The 18379-nt window shown below is 66.2% G+C and carries 18 protein-coding genes; 10 read left to right on the forward strand and 8 right to left on the reverse strand.

The genetic code is table 11. The features are described from left to right. Positions 1–57 precede the first annotated feature (57 nt). Together ACPGXI_RS05615 and ACPGXI_RS05620 are read left to right on the forward strand one after the other, a co-directional pair. Positions 58–633: a protein disulfide oxidoreductase gene (locus ACPGXI_RS05615; protein ID WP_526650765.1), complete on the forward strand. Its 576-nt coding sequence runs from the start codon at positions 58–60 to the stop codon at positions 631–633. A 44-nt stretch (positions 634–677) separates the two neighbouring features. After that, positions 678–1007: a glutaredoxin domain-containing protein gene (locus ACPGXI_RS05620; RefSeq protein WP_526650665.1), complete on the forward strand. Its 330-nt coding sequence runs from the start codon at positions 678–680 to the stop codon at positions 1005–1007. 56 nt (positions 1008–1063) lie between these two features. On the opposite strand, the gene ACPGXI_RS05625 is transcribed toward ACPGXI_RS05620, so the two are convergent. Beyond that, positions 1064–1765, reverse strand: a complete 702-nt coding sequence (locus tag ACPGXI_RS05625; protein ID WP_526650667.1) for a class I SAM-dependent DNA methyltransferase — start codon at positions 1763–1765, stop codon at positions 1064–1066. Positions 1766–1907: 142 nt separating this feature from the next. On the opposite strand from ACPGXI_RS05625, the gene ACPGXI_RS05630 reads away from it, so the two are divergent. Next, the gene (locus tag ACPGXI_RS05630; protein ID WP_526650669.1) at positions 1908–3347 is read left to right on the forward strand and encodes a dihydrolipoyl dehydrogenase family protein; all 1440 of its coding nucleotides are present in this window, start codon (positions 1908–1910) and stop codon (positions 3345–3347) included. 118 nt (positions 3348–3465) lie between these two features. Next, a complete protein-coding gene (locus ACPGXI_RS05635; protein WP_526650671.1) occupies positions 3466–3741 on the forward strand; it encodes a hypothetical protein in 276 nt (91 codons plus the stop codon). 80 nt (positions 3742–3821) lie between these two features. Here the strand turns inward: ACPGXI_RS05635 and ACPGXI_RS05640 are convergent, their stop codons facing one another. Genes ACPGXI_RS05640 through ACPGXI_RS05650 form a run of 3 tightly spaced genes read right to left on the reverse strand, consistent with a single transcriptional unit; the run spans position 3822 to position 6312 of the window. Next, a complete protein-coding gene (locus ACPGXI_RS05640) occupies positions 3822–4688 on the reverse strand; it encodes a metal ABC transporter permease (RefSeq protein WP_526650673.1) in 867 nt (288 codons plus the stop codon). Then, entirely contained in the window at positions 4685–5446 is a 762-nt protein-coding gene (locus tag ACPGXI_RS05645) for a metal ABC transporter ATP-binding protein (protein ID WP_526650675.1), read from the reverse strand. Before ACPGXI_RS05645 ends, ACPGXI_RS05640 begins: the two co-directional genes overlap by 4 nt. Then, a complete protein-coding gene (locus tag ACPGXI_RS05650; RefSeq protein WP_526650767.1) occupies positions 5443–6312 on the reverse strand; it encodes a metal ABC transporter substrate-binding protein in 870 nt (289 codons plus the stop codon). Before ACPGXI_RS05650 ends, ACPGXI_RS05645 begins: the two co-directional genes overlap by 4 nt. A gap of 396 nt (positions 6313–6708) precedes the next feature. Here ACPGXI_RS05650 and ACPGXI_RS05655 point away from each other — a divergent pair, with 396 nt between their 5' ends. Next, on the forward strand, positions 6709–7470 hold the full coding sequence (locus tag ACPGXI_RS05655) for a hypothetical protein (protein ID WP_526650677.1): 762 nt from the start codon (positions 6709–6711) through the stop codon (positions 7468–7470). Here ACPGXI_RS05655 and ACPGXI_RS05660 read toward each other — a convergent pair. The 4 genes from ACPGXI_RS05660 to ACPGXI_RS05675 are packed head-to-tail and all read right to left on the reverse strand — an operon-like array spanning position 7461 to position 11449. After that, on the reverse strand, positions 7461–8531 hold the full coding sequence (locus ACPGXI_RS05660; protein WP_526650679.1) for an ABC transporter ATP-binding protein: 1071 nt from the start codon (positions 8529–8531) through the stop codon (positions 7461–7463). The genes ACPGXI_RS05655 and ACPGXI_RS05660 overlap by 10 nt on opposite strands. After that, positions 8528–9322, reverse strand: coding sequence for an ABC transporter permease (locus ACPGXI_RS05665; RefSeq protein ID WP_526650681.1), 795 nt, complete (start codon positions 9320–9322; stop codon positions 8528–8530). The genes ACPGXI_RS05660 and ACPGXI_RS05665 overlap by 4 nt, the downstream gene beginning before the upstream one ends. Beyond that, positions 9319–10230, reverse strand: coding sequence for an ABC transporter permease subunit (locus ACPGXI_RS05670; RefSeq protein WP_526650683.1), 912 nt, complete (start codon positions 10228–10230; stop codon positions 9319–9321). The genes ACPGXI_RS05665 and ACPGXI_RS05670 overlap by 4 nt, the downstream gene beginning before the upstream one ends. After that, positions 10211–11449 (reverse strand): ABC transporter substrate-binding protein, encoded by a 1239-nt coding sequence (locus tag ACPGXI_RS05675; RefSeq protein WP_526650685.1) that lies wholly within the window; start codon positions 11447–11449, stop codon positions 10211–10213. Before ACPGXI_RS05675 ends, ACPGXI_RS05670 begins: the two co-directional genes overlap by 20 nt. A gap of 163 nt (positions 11450–11612) precedes the next feature. Between ACPGXI_RS05675 and ACPGXI_RS05680 the strand changes: the two genes are divergently transcribed. The 5 genes from ACPGXI_RS05680 (at position 11613) to ACPGXI_RS05700 (ending at position 18267) form a co-directional block, all read left to right on the forward strand. After that, entirely contained in the window at positions 11613–12374 is a 762-nt protein-coding gene (locus ACPGXI_RS05680) for a TVP38/TMEM64 family protein (RefSeq protein ID WP_526650687.1), read from the forward strand. Beyond that, positions 12352–12981: a CDP-alcohol phosphatidyltransferase family protein gene (locus ACPGXI_RS05685; RefSeq protein ID WP_526650689.1), complete on the forward strand. Its 630-nt coding sequence runs from the start codon at positions 12352–12354 to the stop codon at positions 12979–12981. Before ACPGXI_RS05680 ends, ACPGXI_RS05685 begins: the two co-directional genes overlap by 23 nt. 107 nt (positions 12982–13088) lie before the next feature. Next, the gene (locus tag ACPGXI_RS05690; protein WP_526650691.1) at positions 13089–13748 is read left to right on the forward strand and encodes a universal stress protein; all 660 of its coding nucleotides are present in this window, start codon (positions 13089–13091) and stop codon (positions 13746–13748) included. Continuing rightward, the gene (locus ACPGXI_RS05695; RefSeq protein ID WP_526650693.1) at positions 13748–16456 is read left to right on the forward strand and encodes a cation-transporting P-type ATPase; all 2709 of its coding nucleotides are present in this window, start codon (positions 13748–13750) and stop codon (positions 16454–16456) included. Before ACPGXI_RS05690 ends, ACPGXI_RS05695 begins: the two co-directional genes overlap by 1 nt. A gap of 110 nt (positions 16457–16566) precedes the next feature. Next, positions 16567–18267, forward strand: a complete 1701-nt coding sequence (locus ACPGXI_RS05700; protein ID WP_526650695.1) for a cation:proton antiporter — start codon at positions 16567–16569, stop codon at positions 18265–18267. The last annotated feature ends 112 nt before the right edge of the window (positions 18268–18379 follow it).

An 18379-nucleotide genomic window follows, 5' to 3' on the forward strand; every position in this document is an offset into this window, starting at 1 on the left:
CGGGTTCCGACAGCCATCCGAGGCCGGAAAGGGCGGGCTATGAGAATTACCTACACACTGGCGTTGCTGGCCACCACGGCCGGTGTGGTCGCCGGATGTGGTGGTCCCAGCGGCGAGGGTGCGACGGCGACCTCCAGCGCGCCAGCCCAAGTGGCTTCCAGCGCGGTACCCAGTAATGCGGCTCCCAGTGATGAACTGTCGGCGCCGGCCCCCGCGGCAGTCCCGGCGGAACTGAACTTCACCGCCAAGACCGTCGGCGGTCAGGAGTTTTCGGGACGAACGCTTGCCGGGAAACCCGTCGTGTTCTGGTTCTGGGCGCCATGGTGTGCCACCTGCCAGCGCGAAGCCCCTGAGGTGGCGAAGGCCGCTCGCGGCAATCCCGAAGCAACGTTCGTCGGCGTGGCAGCGCTGGACCAGGAATCGGCGATGCAGGAGTTCGTCGACAAGTACGACCTGGGTCTCTTCACCAACATCGCCGACATCGATGGCGCCGTGTGGCAGCGCTTCGGCGTGACGGCGCAGCCGGCGTTCGCGTTCGTCGGCGCCGATGGGTCCGTCGACGTGGTTCGCGGAACCCTGGGCGAGCCTGCGCTCAACACTCGGATCTCCACCCTGGTCGGGTCCGATGAATAGCGAAACCCTGAGCTGATGGAGTGTCGGGGAAGGAGGACGGCGCCATGAGAACGGCGGATCATGTCGATGGCATCGAGGTGTTGTGGCGCCCGGGTTGTCCGTACTGCAGCAGTCTGCGCAGAGGTTTGCGGCGACGGGCGATCGTGACGACCGAGATCAACATCTGGGACGATCGTGGCGCGGCGGAACGCGTGCGCGCAGTCACCGGCGGCGACGAAACGGTGCCCACGGTGTTCGTGGGAACCGTGGCGCTGGTCAATCCCAGCGTGAAAGAAGTCGTCAACGCTGTCGAGACCGAGTTCCCCGAGCGCGTGCAGGAGATGCTCCCCGGCCCGGGAGCGGCTCGACGACGTTGGTGGTCCAGAATCTTCTGAACCGCACGACATCTTCTGAACCGCACGACGCTGAGCCGGGATGACTGCGGTGTCGCTCACTCGCGGACCGAACCCACCCGAACCTGGATGTGGCCGCCTTTCAGGGACATCGCGCGTACGTCGGTGAGTGTTGACTCGATCGCGGTCCATGGGTGCGCTTCGATATCCGACCCACCCAGCCGGCAGGCCAGCTGCGCGAGCGGCGTCCACGGTCGGGCCGGCCCGACCGGTTTCTGCATGTCCACCACACCCACCCGGCCAGCGGGTCGGGCCGCCGCCACCATCAGCGCCACCGCCAGGTGCCAGTTCGCCATGAGAGACAGCGCATAGGTGCTGATGACGGCGTCGAAACCGGCGCCTGGTTCCGGTGCGGTGACGCTCGCCGCCGTGCCGTTCTCTGCCGTGGCGTTCAGAGCCGCGTTCAGTGCGGTGGCGTTCAGTTGGGTGGCGTTCAGTTGGGTGGCGTCAGCTTGGATCAGTCGCACGTTGTTCCACCCCGCCGAGTCAGCCTTGCGTCGCGCCTGTCGGAGCATCTGCGCGCTGGAGTCGACGGCGGTGATCGATCCGGTCGGGCCGATCCGGCGCTGCAGATGAGGGAAGTTCAATCCGGTGCCGCAGCCGATGTCCAGGACATGGTGGCCCGGTCCCGGCGCCAGCAACCCGATCGCTGCTACCCGCCCTGCCCGATAGACGGGCCATTCCGCGGAGATGAGGTCGTAAAACCGGGCCGAGGATTGGTAGCGGGCCGGGCGTCGCATCGGCAGTCCATTCGTCGGAATCTCTGGCAAGTTGTCCCCTACGGGAACACCATCACCGCCCGCCGAGTTCCCTCACAGTGGACGCGCCGTGGCCGCCGTCATCTGCGATCCGAATTCGAAGCGGCACCGGAGGGAGCAAGCGATGAATACGGGCATCACCGCCGACCTGGTGGTCATCGGCGGCGGCACCGCCGGCATCGTCGCCGCGAAGACGGCCGCAAGCTTCGGCTCGAAGGTCGTCCTGGTAGAACGCGATCGCACCGGTGGGGACTGCCTGTGGACCGGATGCGTGCCGTCGAAGGCGTTGATCGCCGCGGCAGCCGCGGCCACCGCGGTCCGTCGTGGATCGGCATTCGGGATCTCCGCCGCCGACGTGACCGTCGACTTCTCCCAGGTGATGCAGCACGTGCGGGGTGCCATCACCACCATCGCCCCGGTCGACTCCCCGGAAGCGCTCACCGCAGCCGGTGTGTCGGTCATCGAGGGGGCGGCGCGTTTCACCGGTCCCCGCGGCGTCACGATCGGCGAGCACCGCATCTCGTTCGCCCAGGCGGTGCTGGCGACCGGCGCGGCTCCGACGGTTCCCCCGCTTCCTGGCTTGGCAGCCGTGGATTATCTGACGAGCGAAACGATCTGGGATCTCACCGAGCTTCCGCGCCGGCTCTTGGTGCTGGGCGGCGGCAGTGTCGGCTGCGAGCTTGCCCAGGCGTTCGCCCGGTTGGGCTCTCAGGTCACCATCGTCGAATCAGCCCAGACCCTGGTCCCGCGCGAGGATCCGGCCGCGGCCGCGGCACTCACCGCTGCGATGATCAGCGACGGAGTCGACGTTCGTACCGCAGCTACCGGAGCATCCATCACCGAGGGCACCCTCACCCTCGTCGACGGTCGCGACATTCGTTTCGACCGGGTGTTGATCGCCGTCGGCCGTACCCCCAGGACCAACTCGATCGGACTCGATGCCGCCGGAGTCGCCGTCGATGAGCGCGGGTATGTCGACGTCGACGCGCAACTGCGCACGTCGAACCCGAGGATCTGGGCGGCCGGCGACCTCACCGGGCATCCCCAATTCACCCACACCGCCGGAATGCACGGCAGCCTCGCCGCGACCAACGCGATCCTGGGTTTGCGCCGCACGGTCGCCCAGACCGGAGAACCCCGCGTCACGTTCACCGATCCCGAGATCGCCGTCGTCGGAATCGACCCCCGAACCGCCCGGCGCATCCCCGGACTGTCCGTGCAGACCCTCGCCCACACCCATCTCGACAGGGCCATCGCCGAGGCCGACACCGGCGGCCTCACCCAACTCGTCCTCGACCGAAAGCACCGCATCGTCGGGGCGAGCATCGTCGGCCCCCGGGCCGGCGAAACTATCGGCGAAATGGTTCTGGCGGTCAACCAGGGCCTCCGTACCCGCACCCTGGCCGGCGCCACCCACCCCTACCCGACCTACAACGATGGGCCGTGGAACGCCTCGATCGCCGACGTCCGGAGTCAGCTTGCGCGCCCGGTGGTTTCACGCTCCATCGCCTGGCTGGCCCGCCTCCGCAGGTACTGGCTTCGATCGCGGAGTCGCCGATCCTGAACTGGCTGCGGCATTCGTTCCGGTCAAAGACGAGCAGTAGTGACTGAATGCCCATCTCCGCTATCGGCGGTAGTTGCGCTGGGGCCATTGGTTCATTGGGGCGCGCACGTGCGGTTGCGTGCGCAGGCTCGCGCTCCCATTGGTCTGGGTCATCGTCAAGTCCGGTGAGAGGTTGGAAACGTTCGGGCCGCTCTGGGTTGCTGCCGCGATCGGCGCGGCAGCAATCGGCAGTGCAAAGATGCTCGCCATCACCAGTGCTGCGGTGCAGTTTCGGATTGTCATTATTGGCTCACTCCTTAGGTTTTGGAACGCCGTAGATCAGGTGCAAGAGACCTTCTCCCGGCGAACTCGTTCGGGTTTTTCCTACGATCCCCAACCTGGCGCAGTTAACTGAAGCGGACCTGAAGCGCGGCCTCTGGAGCGCGTTTCTTTCAGGTTCGCTTCAGGATGGCGGTCGCGAGGCGAGTCCTCCGGCTACGGGGTTTGAGCAGTTCGCCGGGATTTGCGTTGCCGGGTAGCGACCAGTCCCTGCTCGGGGCTGAAGAGGTAAGCAAGGGTGAAGGCCGCGCCGTTGGCCAGGACGACCATAGGACCTGATGCGGTGTCGAGGTAGTAGCTGGCGTACAGGCCGATCAGAGCGCAGGCGGTGGCAAGGGTGGGGGCGATGATCAGCATGCGGCTGAATCGGTCGGTGAGTAGGTAGGCGGTGGCGCCCGGCGTGATCAGCAGGGCGACGACGAGGACGATACCGACGGCTTGCAGTGCCACGACGGCGGTCAGGGCCAGCAGTCCGAGCAGGGCGGCACTGAGTAGCCGGGGGTTGAGGCCAATGGCGTGGGCGTGGCTGGGGTCGAAGGCGTAGAGGGTGAAGTCTCGGCGTTTGTAGATCAGAACGGCTAGGACGATGGCGCCGAGGATGACGACTTGGATGAGATCGGCGCGGGAGACGCCGAGCAGGTTGCCGAAGATGATGTGGTTGAGGTCGACTTGGCTGGGTGTGACGGAGATGAGGACCAGTCCGAGGGCGAACAGCGTGGTGAAGACCACGCCGATGGCGGCATCTTCTTTGGTACGGCTGGTATCTCGGACGATGCCGATCAGGGCGACGGCAGTGAATCCGAAGATGATGGCGCCCAACGCAAATGGTGCGCCGGCGATGTAGGCGAGAACGACGCCGGGCAGCACGGCGTGCGAGACCGCGTCACCCATGAGCGACCAGCCGATCAGAACCAGCCAACACGACAGGGTGGCGCACACGACGGAAGCGATCAGGGTGGTGGCGGTGGCGCGGACCATGAAGTCCAGGCGCATGGGCTCGACGACGAATTCGAGGATGCTCACCGAGGCCCTGGGGTGTCTTCGAGGTCGGTGGCATTGAGAATGTCGAGGCCAAACGCGCGGGCCAGGTTTTGCGGTTGCAACGTGATGTCGGGGTGGTCATGCAGCAGCACGGTGCGCATCAGCAGGATCGCCTCATCGGCCAGGTCGGGCAGGGCGTGCAGGTCATGGGTGGAGACCAGGATGGTGGCGCCGGCTCCGGCGAGGTCCCGGAGCAAGCCGCTGATGGTGGCTTCGCTGCGTTTGTCGACGCCGGCGAAGGGTTCATCGAGTAGCAACAAGTCGGCTCCCTGGGCAATGCAGCGGGCCAGGAAGGCACGTTTGCGTTGTCCGCCGGAGAGTTGCCCGATCTGACGGTGCTGGTAGTCGGCGAGTTCGACGCGTTCGAGCGCGTTGTCGACGGCGCATTGGTCGGCGGTGCGGGCCCGCCGGGTGGGCCCCATGTGCCCGTAACGGCCGGTCAGTACGACGTCGCGTACCGAGAGCGGGAACGCCCAGTCGATAGCCTCGCTCTGCGGCATGTAGCCGACGAGCCCTTTCTTGCGGGCCTGGGCGGAGCTGGATCGGTAAATGTGCACCGTCCCCGTGTCGGGGCGTACCAGCCCCATGATCGCCTTGAACAGGGTGGACTTGCCGGAGCCGTTCATGCCAACAAGCCCACAGACCCGGCCTTGTTGGATCGTCAAGGTGACGTCGTGGAGGGCGAGTACGTGCCCGTAGTGCACCGTGACCGAATCAACTTCCAGGGCTGGTGCTCTCACGAGGCTCGGTCTGCGGTCAGCGCAGTGGCGATGGTCGCGGCGTCGTGGCGGATCAGGTCGAGGTAAGTCGGCACCGGCCCGTCGGCTTCGGAGAGCGAGTCGACGAACAACACGCCACCGAACCGGGCGCCGGTGGCTTCCGCGACGCGTTGCATCGGCGCGTCGGAGACGGTGGATTCGCAGAACACTGCCGGCACGTTATGGGTGTTGACGAACTCGATGGCCGAGGCCATCTGCCGTGGGGTGGCTTGCTGTTCGGCGTTGACCGCCCAGATGTACTTCTCGGTCAGCCCCGCGTCGCGGGCAAGATAGGAGAACGCTCCCTCGCAGGTCACCAACGCCCGCTGGGTAGCCGGCAGGGTGTCCAGCCGGTCGACGAGTTCGTCATGAACCTCTTGGAGTTGGGTGCGATAGGCCGCAGCATTGTCGCGGTAGTCCTGCGCGTGATCGGGGTCGAGATCGGCGAACGCCGCAGCCATGTTGTCGGCATAGATCTGCACGTTGAGTGGTGACATCCACGCGTGTGGGTTCGGTATGCCTGCGTAGGCGTCCTCGGTGATGTCCAGGGGTTGCACGCCGTCGCTGACCACAACATGGGGAACGTCGAGGTGGTCGACGAACTGGGCGAACCACGCTTCCAGATTCAGCCCATTGTCAATGATCAGGTCAGCGTTGGCGGCCTTCTTGATATCACCGGGAGTGGGCTCATAGCCGTGAATCTCCGCCCCCGGCTTGGTGATCGACTCCACCGTCAGATGCTCGCCGGCGACGTTCGACGCGATATCGGCCAGTACTGTGAACGTCGTCAGCACCGTCGTTCGCTCGGCATCGCCCGCGTCGCTGTCGGACGAGCAGCCAGCCACCATCGTGGCAACGCCGACGAGCGCCATCACTGTGGTCGCCGACCACCGGCCGACTCTTCGCACGGCACCTCCCGGGGGGCAATTTTTCGTCATTGCGAGTAAATGGTTTCGGCTACCCTAAATATTAGGGTGCGGGGGGTGTCAGCAGCAAGGCGTTCGGCCTTTGTCTGCTACCTCGCCCTTCTCCCTGCCCGATATTTCGACGTCCGCTCCCTGTTCTTGGCCCCGTTTCGGTCGGGCGGTGGGGCCGATCGGGCCCCATTGACCGCATACGCCTGGTGGGCACACCATGGGTGCATATGGGTACGAAGACCGAGCGTTTGGCGGTGCGTCTGCTGAACCGACCCGTGTCGGATAAGCCGCACGGACGGAGACCTGCGCGTTGTATCAAGGTTCTCGATGACCAACCCCGATGAATCCGCGCAGAGCGCACGCGGGCCAACACACCAACCGATTCCCGCCAGCGGGATCGGGGAGGTCTTGCTCAGTTCGCGCAGCCTCGATGAGTACCGCGCCATGTTCGCCCTCACCGACACCGATCTCAGCCGGTGCATCTTGGATTGCCCAGGTGGGGCGTCCAGTGCCACCGCCGAGATCAACGCCGGCGGCGGTGACGCCACCGCCGTCGATCCGGTGTATCGGCGCAGCCTGACCGCTGCCGAGTTGAGCACGCTGGCCCGGGCCGAAACCGACCGCGGAAACGCCTATGTGCGTGAGCATCCCGAGCAGTACCGGTGGGCATTCTTCGACAACGCAGAACACCACCACCGGTCGCGCAGCCGGGCAGGTCAGTTGTTCGCCCGCGACTTCCATGATCATCCCGACCGTTACGTACCCGGCGAGCTACCGCGGCTACCGTTTCCCGACGGCAGGTTCGACCTCGTTCTGAGCTCGCACCTGCTGTTCAGCTACGCCGATCGACTGACCCCCACGTTTCATCACCACGCCATAGTCGAACTCGTGCGCCTGGCCTGTACCGAGGTCCGCATCTTTCCCCTCGTCGCCATGGGGTCCATCCCCTACCAACTCGATGATCTCCTTGCCACCTTGCGAGCCCAAGGCATCGACAGCCGAATTGTTCCGGTCGACTACGAGTTTCAAGCCGGCGGCAACCAAATGCTCGTCTGCCGTCGACCGCCTGGCGTCGCGTCTCACTCCTGAAACACTCGAGACGCATTGCTATCGGTGCTGATGGCATGGAGTGCACCGGTGGGTAAGTCCAGTCCCACCCGCGTGCCGACTGCGAAGCTGATCTGTGGAGGAAGCTCGGCGAACACCGACGACGAACCGACCTGTATGTGCGCACGCTGCCGGATACCGGCCGACTGCAGCGACTCAATGGTCCCGGTGATCGAGGACGCGCTGGGTTCTACGAGCCGAACCACTTCCTGCCGAATCACCAACGTGGCCGGTCCATCCCGGGCGCAGACGTCGGCAGGCAGGACCTGGGCGCCCAATTCCGAATGGTGCACCCCGGCCGCAATGCGGCCGGGAATCTCGTTGAGTCCGCCCATCAACCTGTGCACCGCAAGAGTCGACGGCCGGACGTAGGCGGTACGCACATCGGAATGGTGCTCCAGAACGCCGTCGATCAGTACTGCGATTTGCTCGGCGACCGCCGCAGCTTCGGACTGATCGTGGGTCACCAGCACGATGGTCGGATTGAGGGCGTCCCGGATCGCCCGCAGCAGGGCGTACATGTCGGCGCGCAGTGCGCTGTCGAGCGCGCTGAACGGTTCATCGAGGAGCAGCACTTTCGGCTCGGCGGCCAGCGATCTCGCCAGCGCCACCCGCTGCGCCTGCCCGCCGGAGATATCGGCGACGGAGCGATCCGCATAATCCCCCAACTGGACCAGCTCGAGGTATCGCTGGGAGGCCGCCCGGGAATCTCGGCGAGACATTCCCGCGGCTCGCGCGGCGAACGCCACATTGTCGATGACCGACAGATGCGGAAAGAGCAGCGGTCGCTGGAAGACCATCCCGATGCCGCGTTGCTCGGCCGGGGCGTTCGTCACGTCGTCGCCGTCGAGAAGCACCGTCCCGCGGGTGGGTGCGTCCAGTCCGGCGATCAGCCGCAGAGTCGTGCTCTTCCCGGATCCCGAAGGGCCCAGCAGTGCCAGGCACCTGCCCGCTTTGACGTCGAGATCGAGCCGGCTCAGTGCCGGGATGTGTTGATCCCGGTGATGTCGGGTGAGGCCCCGCAACTCCAGGCGGGTGCTCACGTCGTCCTCCCCGTTCGGGGGCCCGTGCGGGCCAGCACGGTGAGCAGGATCAACGGCGGAATCACCGCGGCCATCGACAGAGCTGCGACGACGGAGCTGTTTCCGGTGCCTGCGGCGAACGACGCCACCAGGATCGGGACGCTGACCACCCGCCCGCCACCGATGAGCAGGGTCACCACGTAGTCAGTCCACCCGACGAGGAACGCCAAGAACGCCGCGCCGGAGAGGGCGGGAGCCAACAGCGGAATCTGCACTCGGACCAAGACCGTGGCGCGGGACGCACCCAGGGTTCGGGCTTCCTCCTCGAACCCCTTGTCGTAGGCGCCGAACGCGACCCGCATCAGGTAGGTCGTGTAGGGAATCGCGGCCACCGAGAGCACGGCGACGACAGCGAGCGGGCTCGGGACGCCGGTACGCAGCACCAGCACGTCCAGTCCGAGGGCCACCGCGAATGCGGGCAGGATCAGCGGCGCGAAGAGGACAGCTTCGATCACTCGCGGCAGGGGGAGGCGGCCGGAGGCCAACGCCCGCGCCGCCAGCGCCCCCGCCGGGGTAGCGATCGCCGCCACCGTCAGTCCGAGTGTCGCCGAGACGACGAACGCGTTCGGCGCGCCCGCGGCAAGGCCGCTGCGGACCCCGTCGAGTCCCCATTGCTGCGGTAGAAGATCCGGGAAGGGCCACCGATTCGCAAACGCCCACAACAGAATAGGGACCAGCGGCAGCAGAAACCACAGCACCAGCACGGCGCGCACCGCGCGCCCCATCGCGGTCCGGGCCAGAGCCCCGGTCATCGCCACACCGCCGAGCGCCGCAACATCATCAGGGCGCCGGCCACCGCGAGTAGCGCCAGTACCGCCGTGACGACGGCCGCCGCGGCGGCCTGCGGCCGGGTGGCAAGTTCGACCGAGGTGAACAGCCGAATCGCCAGCACCGGTAGCGGCTCCGGATACACCCGCCCAAGCAGTAGCGCCACCTCGTAGGAGCCAAGGGTGTAGGTGAAGCTGATGGTCGCCGCGGCCACCACCGCCGGACGGATCAGCGGAAAGGTCACGAGCCGCAACCGGGCACGCCGTGAAGCCCCCAGCACGGCAGCGGTGTCGTCGTAGGCGGCGACCCGGGTAGCCAGCACCGCCGCCACCACCAGTGCGATGAACGCGGATTCCTTCCAGGCGTATTCGAGCACCACCGCGATCCACCAGCGGCCCCCGACGAGGGCCGGCCAACCCCCCTCCGACAACCCGAACAGCCTGGCCAACAGGCCGGAGTCGGCGAGAAGCAGGCCCATGGTCGCGGCGCCGATGAGATGCGGGACCGGGACGGTCAACGTGCCGGCCCACAGTGCGAACCGACGGCCGGTCACCGCAGTCAGAGCGGTGGTCACCCCGACCACCACCCCGATCAATGTTGCCGCGGTGGCGATCGCCAAAGACAGCGCCGCGGACGTCGCAAGGTCGCCGGTGTTCATCCGGTACGCCTCGATCGTCAGCTCCGGAGCCCCGACCAGCGGCATCAGCCCCAGGCTCTGCAGCAGCGCCGAACCGAGGCCGGCCACCAGGATCGTGGCCACTGGCACCAACGCCGGAAGCACCCACAGCGCCGCGCGCCAGGACACGGCAGGCTCGATGTCCGCGGCCGGTTCCCCAGCCTCCGTCCGCCGCATGTCCGGCTGCGGGTTCGGATCAGCCGCCGGCGAGGACATTGCGGCGCCATCCCTGGTCGAGCGGGGCCACCCACTGGGCGGCGAGTTCCGGGTGCGCATTTCGCGCGAGTACGTCGAAAGCGGGAACGACGGGCGAGACCGGCAGCGCCTCGAACCCGGCCCGGTCCGGGGCGGTGAGGCGGCTCAGGTCCAGGACGGTGAACTGGCCCCACACCGAGGGCCTGGCCTTCTCGATCTGCTGCTGGGGAGACAGCGCCAGGTTCGCGACGACCCGGGCGCCGGCGGTATTGCCCGACGTCGACGGGATAGCCAGGAAACTGGCATTTCCGACCGTCCCGTCCGTCAAGGTCAGCACCTTGGTTTCGGGGGGATAGGTGCCGTTGGCGACCAGTTCGGTCAGGGTCGCCGGACCGTAGGTCATCGTCATGTCGACCTGGCCCCCGGCGTAGAGATCATTGAGCTCCGAGGAGGTCTGCGGATAGGTGGTTCCGCGACGCCAGAGCGCCGGCTTGAGCGCATTGAGTCGCTCGAACAACGCCGGCGTGAGCCGATCGTATGCCTCTGGAGAGAACTGCAACGGAACGTTCTGGGGGCCGCCGGAGACGGCGATCAGCGCCTCCCGGAGGAACACCGACCCGGTGAAGTCCGGGGGTGCGGGATAGGTGAACCGCCCGGGGTGGGCCTGTGCCCAGTCGAGGAGTCCCAGAAAGTCAGTCGGTGGGTCGGCGATCTTGGCGGCGTCGTACACCAGCGTGAACTGCGCCTTGTGCCACGGCGCCTCGCAGCCGTCAACCGGAGTCCCGAAGTCGGTGCTGAGCAGCGGGTCGGCCGGATCGGTCAGCGCCATGTTCGGCAGTGAATCGGTCCATCCGCACAGCCAGGCGCCGGCCTGTTTGCCGGTCCCGAAGTTGTCACCGTTGACCCACACCAGGTCCACATCACCGTCGGTGAGGCCGGCCTGCCGTTCGGCAAGAATGCGGTTCACGGCGTCGCCGGTATCGGCGATGGGCACCCGGCGCAACGACACCCCGGCCTGCTGGGCGGCAGGCACGAGAACGTCGTCGACGTATCTGTTGCCCTGCTCGTCACCTCCATACATCCACAGTGACACCGTCTGGCCGCGCGCCTCGTCCTCGATATCGGCCCATGACGCGGGCTCGGCCAGCACTGGCTCGGGATTTGGGGCTGCGCAGGCCGCCAGCGTGCACAGCGCGGTCAGCAGCGCCGCCGCCGAGAACAAACCCCGCAGGCTGGTCATCGTCTGCGCGCCGACCGATCGATCAAAGCGGACCTCCTATAGCCAGGGATGGTCAGAATCCGAAACAATCTTCCCCTACGGGAACAGGGTGAGACTGTCGAAGCTTTAACGTCGTGAAGGTAGACCACAAGTTAGACCAGAAGGTGGACGACGAAGGAGCGCGATGCAGACGCCGGACGCAGCCACACCGAGGGCGCGGATCGACTACCGGCTGAAGGCTGCCGTGCTCGCCCTTGTCATCGGGGGCGGCATCACGTTGGCGCTGACCACTGATCTGCCCGACCCCGCTGCGCTGCGCGACCGGGTGGCGGCGGCTGGAGCGTGGGGAGTGGTGGCCTTCGTCGGTGTCTATGCCGCCTTGACGCTGACACCGTTTCCGGCGAGTGCGCTAACCATCGCCAGCGGGCTCCTCTTCGGTCTGGCCGTCGGCGCCGCAGTGGTGGTGTTCGCGGCAACCTTGGGGGCGTGGGTGGCGTTCTTGCTGGCCCGAGGATTGGGCCGGGACGGTGTGTCCCGTATCCGGTGGGCGCGGATCGCGACGATCGACGCCATGCTCGAACGCAGAGGCCTGATTTCGGTGCTACTGGTGCGCCTCGTGCCGCTGTTCCCGTTCATGGCGGTGAACTATGCGGCGGGCCTGAGCGCGGTCCGGCAGCGCGACTACGTTCTCGGCACCGCGGTGGGGATCGTCCCGGCGACGGTCGGCTACACCGCATTGGGTGCTTACGGTACGTCGCCACTGTCGTGGCCCTTTGCCGCAGCTGTGCTTGCCGTCGTGGCCGTGAGCCTGGGCGCCGGATATGCGGCCCGACTGCTCAAGAACAGGATGGCCAGCGGCGAAGATCCGCTGGCGGCCGCCGACGGCCCCGATGCAGGAAACGAAGCAGAAGGTGGCCCCGTCGATGTTCGACGACTATCTCCGTAGGCACCTCGAGCGTCCGCTAGCTCGGGTCGCGAAGGTGATTGACCGGATCGGGGTCAGCGCGGATCAGATCACCGCCGCCGGCTTGATCCTGGGTCTGGGCAGCGCCGCGGCGGCCGCGGCCACCTGGTGGGGCCTTTCGCTGACGCTGTGGCTGGTTTCCCGACTCGCCGACGGACTCGATGGGCCGGTGGCTCGGGTGCGCAGGTCCCGTGATCCCAGTCGATCCGATGCGGGGGCAGGGGGTTTCTTCGACATCACGGCCGACTTCATCGTTTACGGCAGCACCGTGGTGGGGGTGGCCGTGGGCGTGGCCGCGGCTTATGGGGCGCCGTGGTGGCCCTTTCTGCTCGTGCTGCTGGCCTACTACATCAATGGAGCAGCGTTCCTGGCATTTTCTTCCATCGCCGAGCGGTCCCGCAGGACTCTGGATGACGGGCGTTCACTGTCGTTTCTCGGCGGTCTCGCCGAAGGCGCGGAAACCATTGTCGTGCACAGCCTGTGGCTGATCTTCTCCACCCTGGCCTGGCAGATCGCCGTGGTGTGGGGCGTCATGGTGTCGATCAGTGCACTGCAGCGGATGGTCCTGGGCTACCGCGCGTTGCGCTGAGGAGGGCGTTCCCCGCCGGGCCGCGGGCCAACAAAGGCCCAAAGTCCCTAGGGGTTTCGGCCCTATGAAACTGACACAGCTGGGCTCGCTCTGGAAACATCGAGGGAGTGAGCACAACACTCGTCGTCACATTGATCGTCGCCTGGATTGTGGTGGGCTTGCTGTCCGGACTGTGGATGGCTCGTCACGGCCATGATCCGCTATGGATCCTGATCGCGTTGGTGCTGGGGCCGCTGTTCGTACCGATTGCGATCGAGCGGGTCCAGCGGCGCCCCAGCGTGGCCGCGTTCGGGCAGAAGGGAGCACCGCCACGGCGGGATGGCGACGGTGGATTGCGGGTGCTGGTGGGGCTCGACGGGTCAGCTGAGTCCGAGCGGGGGTTGACGACTGCGTTGCGCCTCTTCGGACCGCACTGCGCACTGCTGGTTCTAGCGGAGGTCACGCATTTCGAAGCTGCCGAATATGACTCCGGCCACGACGTCGACGCGGCGGCGCGGCACCTGTCCGGAGTGGCGAACAGTATCGACATCCCCGGTGCAGTGCACACCGAGGTGCTTGCCGGTGCTCCGGGCCCGGCGCTGCGCGGATTCGCCGAAAAACAGGACATGGACCTGCTGATAGTCGGCCGGCGCGGCCGCGGTCTGTCCACCCGGCTGCTGGGCAGCGTGTCGGCTGACATCATCGAGCATTCCTCGGTGCCGGTTCTCGTCATCGAACCGGAAGGCAACGCGGTTCCTTCGTCGAAGCGTGACCCGGGTAACACCTGATGGTCGCGCCGGCCTCCCCCGGTGTGCACAGCCACCATGGGATCCCCGGCCACGAGGTAGTCCTGCTCTGGGGGACCGATCCCCATCGCGGGCTCACCGACGAGGTGGCAAGCCAGCGGTCGCGACGGTTCGGTCCCAACGTCCTTCCCGCGCCAACCGGTGCGGGATTGGTGTGGCGGATCCTTCGGCAGTTTCACCACCCGCTCATCTATGTTCTGCTGGTTGCCGGTGGTGTCACCGCCCTGCTGCACGAGTACGTCGACTCCGCGGTGATCTTCGCCGTGGTGATAGTCAACGGCCTGATCGGATTCCTCCAGGAGTCCCGGGCCGAGGCTGCGCTGCAGAGCCTGCGCGCGATGGTGCACACCGACGCCAAGGTGATTCGTGATGGCCGCCAACGCGTTGTCGCGTCCGGAGAACTCGTGCCCGGCGATCTGGTCCTTGTCGAGGCCGGCGATAAGGTACCGGCCGACGTTCGATTGCTTCGGCAGACCGAACTGCGCGTCGACGAATCGGCGTTGACCGGCGAATCGTCGTCGGTAGCGAAGAACGAATTGGCACTGCCCGAAGTGACTCCGGTTGCGGATCGGCGCAACATGGCCCACTCGGGCACCCTGGTGACGGCGGGCTCCGGTGCGGGGATCGTGGTGGCCATCGGAGCCGAGACCGAAATCGGGGAAATTCACCGGCTCGTCGGTGCCGCAACCACGTTGGCGACACCGCTGACCGAGAAGCTGGCCCGGTTCAGCAAGATCCTCACCGTCGGCATTCTCGCCCTGGCCGCGTTGACCTTCGCCATCGGATTGCTGCGCCGGCAGGACGCAGCAGATACCTTCGCAGCAGCCGTCGCTCTTGCGGTGGGCGCGATCCCCGAAGGCCTACCCGCTGCCGTCACGATCACCCTGGCTATCGGCGTGGCGCGAATGGCGAAGCGCAGAGCGGTCATTCGGCGGCTTCCCGCGGTGGAAACGCTTGGCAGCACCACGATCATCTGTGCCGACAAGACCGGCACTCTCACCGAGAATCAGATGACAGTGCGCGAAATCTGGACGCCTGTTGGGTCGGTTGAAGCGACAGGGTCGGGGTATGCCAGCGCCGGAGCGTTGTTGTCGCGTGACGGAACGCCCGTGGCGATCGAGTCCAACGTCGCGCTGCGATGGACTCTGCTGGTAGGTGCGGCGTGCAATGACGCAGCCCTGACTGCGGCAGGTGAGCGTTGGGATATTGTTGGCGACCCCACCGAAGCAGCCATGTTGGTGGTTGCCGCCAAGGCCGGCCTCACGCCGGATCGGATCCCCGAGAAACTGGCTCGCGCTGCAACGATCCCGTTCAGTTCAGAACGCCGGTACATGGCCACTCTGCACGGATCTGGGGGTGGTGCCCATGTGGTGCTTGTCAAGGGAGCCGCGGAACGGATGCTCGAGCTGTGCAGCACCCAGATGCGCGCCGACGGCTCGCCCGAGCCACTTGACCGATCGGTCGCGCTGCAGGCGGTCGAGCGGCTTGCCGCCAAGGGCCTGCGGGTGCTGGCCACCGGTGTCCGGGTACCGGCCGACCCTGCCGACTTCACCGAAGAGGGGCTACTCGGCGCGGTGACGCTGACGGGTCTGCAAGGCATGCTCGATCCACCCCGCGCGGCGGCCACAGCGGCGGTGACGGCCTGCCATTCGGCCGGCATCGCGGTGAAGATGATCACCGGCGACCATGCCGGCACGGCTAGCGCGATCGCCAGCACGGTCGGGGTGCTCGAGGGTGGCGAGAGGATCGATCAGGCGGTCTTGACCGGTGCTGAGCTGGCCGCGCTGCCACCCGAGGAGTTTCCCGACGCGGTCGAGCGGGCGAGCGTCTTCGCCCGAGTGTCACCGGAACAGAAGCTGCGGTTGGTGGAGGCCTTGCAGGACAGGGGCCACGTCGTGGCGATGACCGGCGACGGCGTCAACGATGCGCCGGCGTTGCGGCAGGCGAGCATCGGCGTCGCGATGGGCCGAGGCGGCACTGAGGTCGCCAAGGATGCCGCTGACATGGTGCTGGTCGACGATGACTTCGCGACCATCGAAGCCGCCGTCGAGGAAGGCCGCGGCGTCTTCGACAACCTCACGAAGTTCATCACCTGGACGTTACCCACGAATATCGGTGAGGGCCTGGTGATTCTGGTGGCCATCGCCGCGGGCGCGGCGCTGCCGATCCTGCCGACCCAGATTCTGTGGATCAACATGACCACCGCGGTAGCGCTCGGATTGATGCTCGCGTTCGAGCCCAAGGAGGACGGCATCATGACCCGTCCCCCGCGCGACCCGGGCCAGCCGCTGCTCACCAGAGCCCTGGTCGGGCGCATCCTGTTGGTATCGAGCCTGCTTGTCGCCGGTTCATGGTGGCTGTTCGAGTGGGAACTGGCCAACGGAGCTACGCTGCCCGAGGCCCGCACCGCGGCGCTGAACCTATTCGTCGTGGTCGAGGCCTTCTACCTGTTCAGCTGCCGGTCCCTGACCCGCTCGGCCTGGCACATCGGCCTGTTCACCAACCGCTGGCTCATCGTGGGTGTGGTCACCCAGGCTGTTGCCCAGCTAGTGATCACCTACCTGCCGGCCATGAATACGGTGTTTCAGACTGCGCCGCTGGACGCCGGAGTGTGGCTGCGCATCTTCGCCGTCGGGGTCCTGGTAAGCCTGGCAGTAGGGGCCGAGAAATGGCTGCGGGCGCGCGAATAAACTTGTCGGCACCGAGGAGGAGCTGAAATGGGCGTCACCGCCGTATCGGCCCGGCGACTCGCCTGCTGGAGCTGTGCCACTCCAGTGCTGTCGACGGTCAACACCTGACCATGGACCTACACCCTTTTCCCACCCTCGCCATGATTCTGGCGATCGCGACGGTCGCCGGGGTGCTGGCCACCCGGCTGCGTCAGCCGCTCATCGTTGCGTTCATCGTGGTGGGCATTTTGGTCGGACCCGTAGGCACCGGATGGGTGTCGGCCGACAGCACGATCGACCTGCTCGCCAGGCTCGGTATCGCGATCCTGTTGTTCCTCGTCGGACTCCGGCTGGACCTGCACATGATTCGCAGCACCGGCCCCGTAGCGCTGGCGACCGGGCTCGGACAGGTGGCCTTCACCTCCGTGATCGGCTACCTGATCGCACTGGGGCTCGGCATGGACAGCGTCACCGCCCTCTACGTGGCCGTGGCACTGACGTTTTCATCGACGATCATCATCGTCAAGCTGCTGTCGGACAAGCGGGAACTCGACCAGCTGCACGGGCGGATCGCAGTCGGCTTCCTGATCGTCCAAGACATCGTCGTGGTTCTGGTCATGATCGCGCTCACCGCCTTCGGACAGGACACAGGTGACCACCTTGGTCTCGGTATCGCCACAGTGCTGCTGAAGGGGGCCGGCCTGCTCGGCGGCACCTGGCTGCTGATGCGTTTCATCTTGCCTTGGCTGCTGCCGCACATCGCGAGGTCTCAAGAACTGCTGGTGTTGTTCGGGGTTTCCTACGCCACGTCCTTGGCGGCCTTCAGCGAGTGGCTGGGGCTCAGTTCGGAGGTCGGTGCCTTCCTCGCGGGAGTGTCGCTGGCGAGCACGCCGTTCCGTGAGGCCCTGGGGGCGCGACTGGTCAGCCTGCGAGATTTCCTGCTGCTGTTCTTCTTCCTCGATCTCGGTGCTCGCCTCGAATTCACCGACGCTGCAAGGCAGATCACCGAGGCTGTTGTCTTTTCAGCGTTCGTGCTGCTCGGAAACCCGTTGATCGTCATCGTCATCATGGCCGCGCTGCGCTACCCCGTACGGATCGGCTTTCTCGCCGGGCTGACCGTCGCTCAGATTTCGGAGTTCTCGCTCATACTCGCCGCGTTGGGCTTGAGTCTCGGCCATATCACCAGCACCACTGTCAGTCTGATCACCGTCGTCGGCCTGATCACGATCGGCGGATCGACTTACATGATCATGTACTCGCACCAGCTTTACGACTGGTTCAAGCGGTGGCTCTCGGTGTTTGAGCGAAGAGACAGTGCAACGCCCGACGATGGTGACGCTGACGACTCCTACGACGTCATCGTGTTCGGATTGGGGCGATTCGGTGGCCATCTGGCGCAGCGACTCAGCGATGCCGGTCACCGGATCCTCGCGGTCGACTACGACCCGCATGCGGTGAGGACCAACGATCGTGAGGGGGTGACGGCGATGTTCGGCAGCGCCGAGGATGTCGATCTCCTAGCCGCCTTACCTCTGGGGCAGGCACGGTACGTCGTCAGCGCCATTCCGATACTGCAGACCAATCTGGCGCTACTTCACGGACTGCGCCACCACCAGTTCGCCGGCACCGTCGCATTGACCGCCCATACGCCCCACGACGCGGAACAGTTGCGTGCCGCGGGGGCCCACACGGTTCTCGAGCCGTTCTCTGCGGCCGCGCACACGACATCAAACACGCTGCACGACTTGTTGTCCGAAGATATCGACCTGCCGGTAGATATCGACCTGCCCGTAGATATCGACTCGGCCGATGTCGACAAGAAGACCGAATGACCGGATTCTTGGGCGCAGGCCGCGGACTTCGCGGCCCCTGACTGAACTTCCAACCTGCTGGCCGATATACCCCAGCGGGGTATTGGACCCTGCCCATTGGGCTTGGGTGCCG

The sequence above is a fragment of the Mycobacterium sp. genome, from assembly GCF_049608025.1.
Lineage (GTDB): Bacteria > Actinomycetota > Actinomycetes > Mycobacteriales > Mycobacteriaceae > Mycobacterium.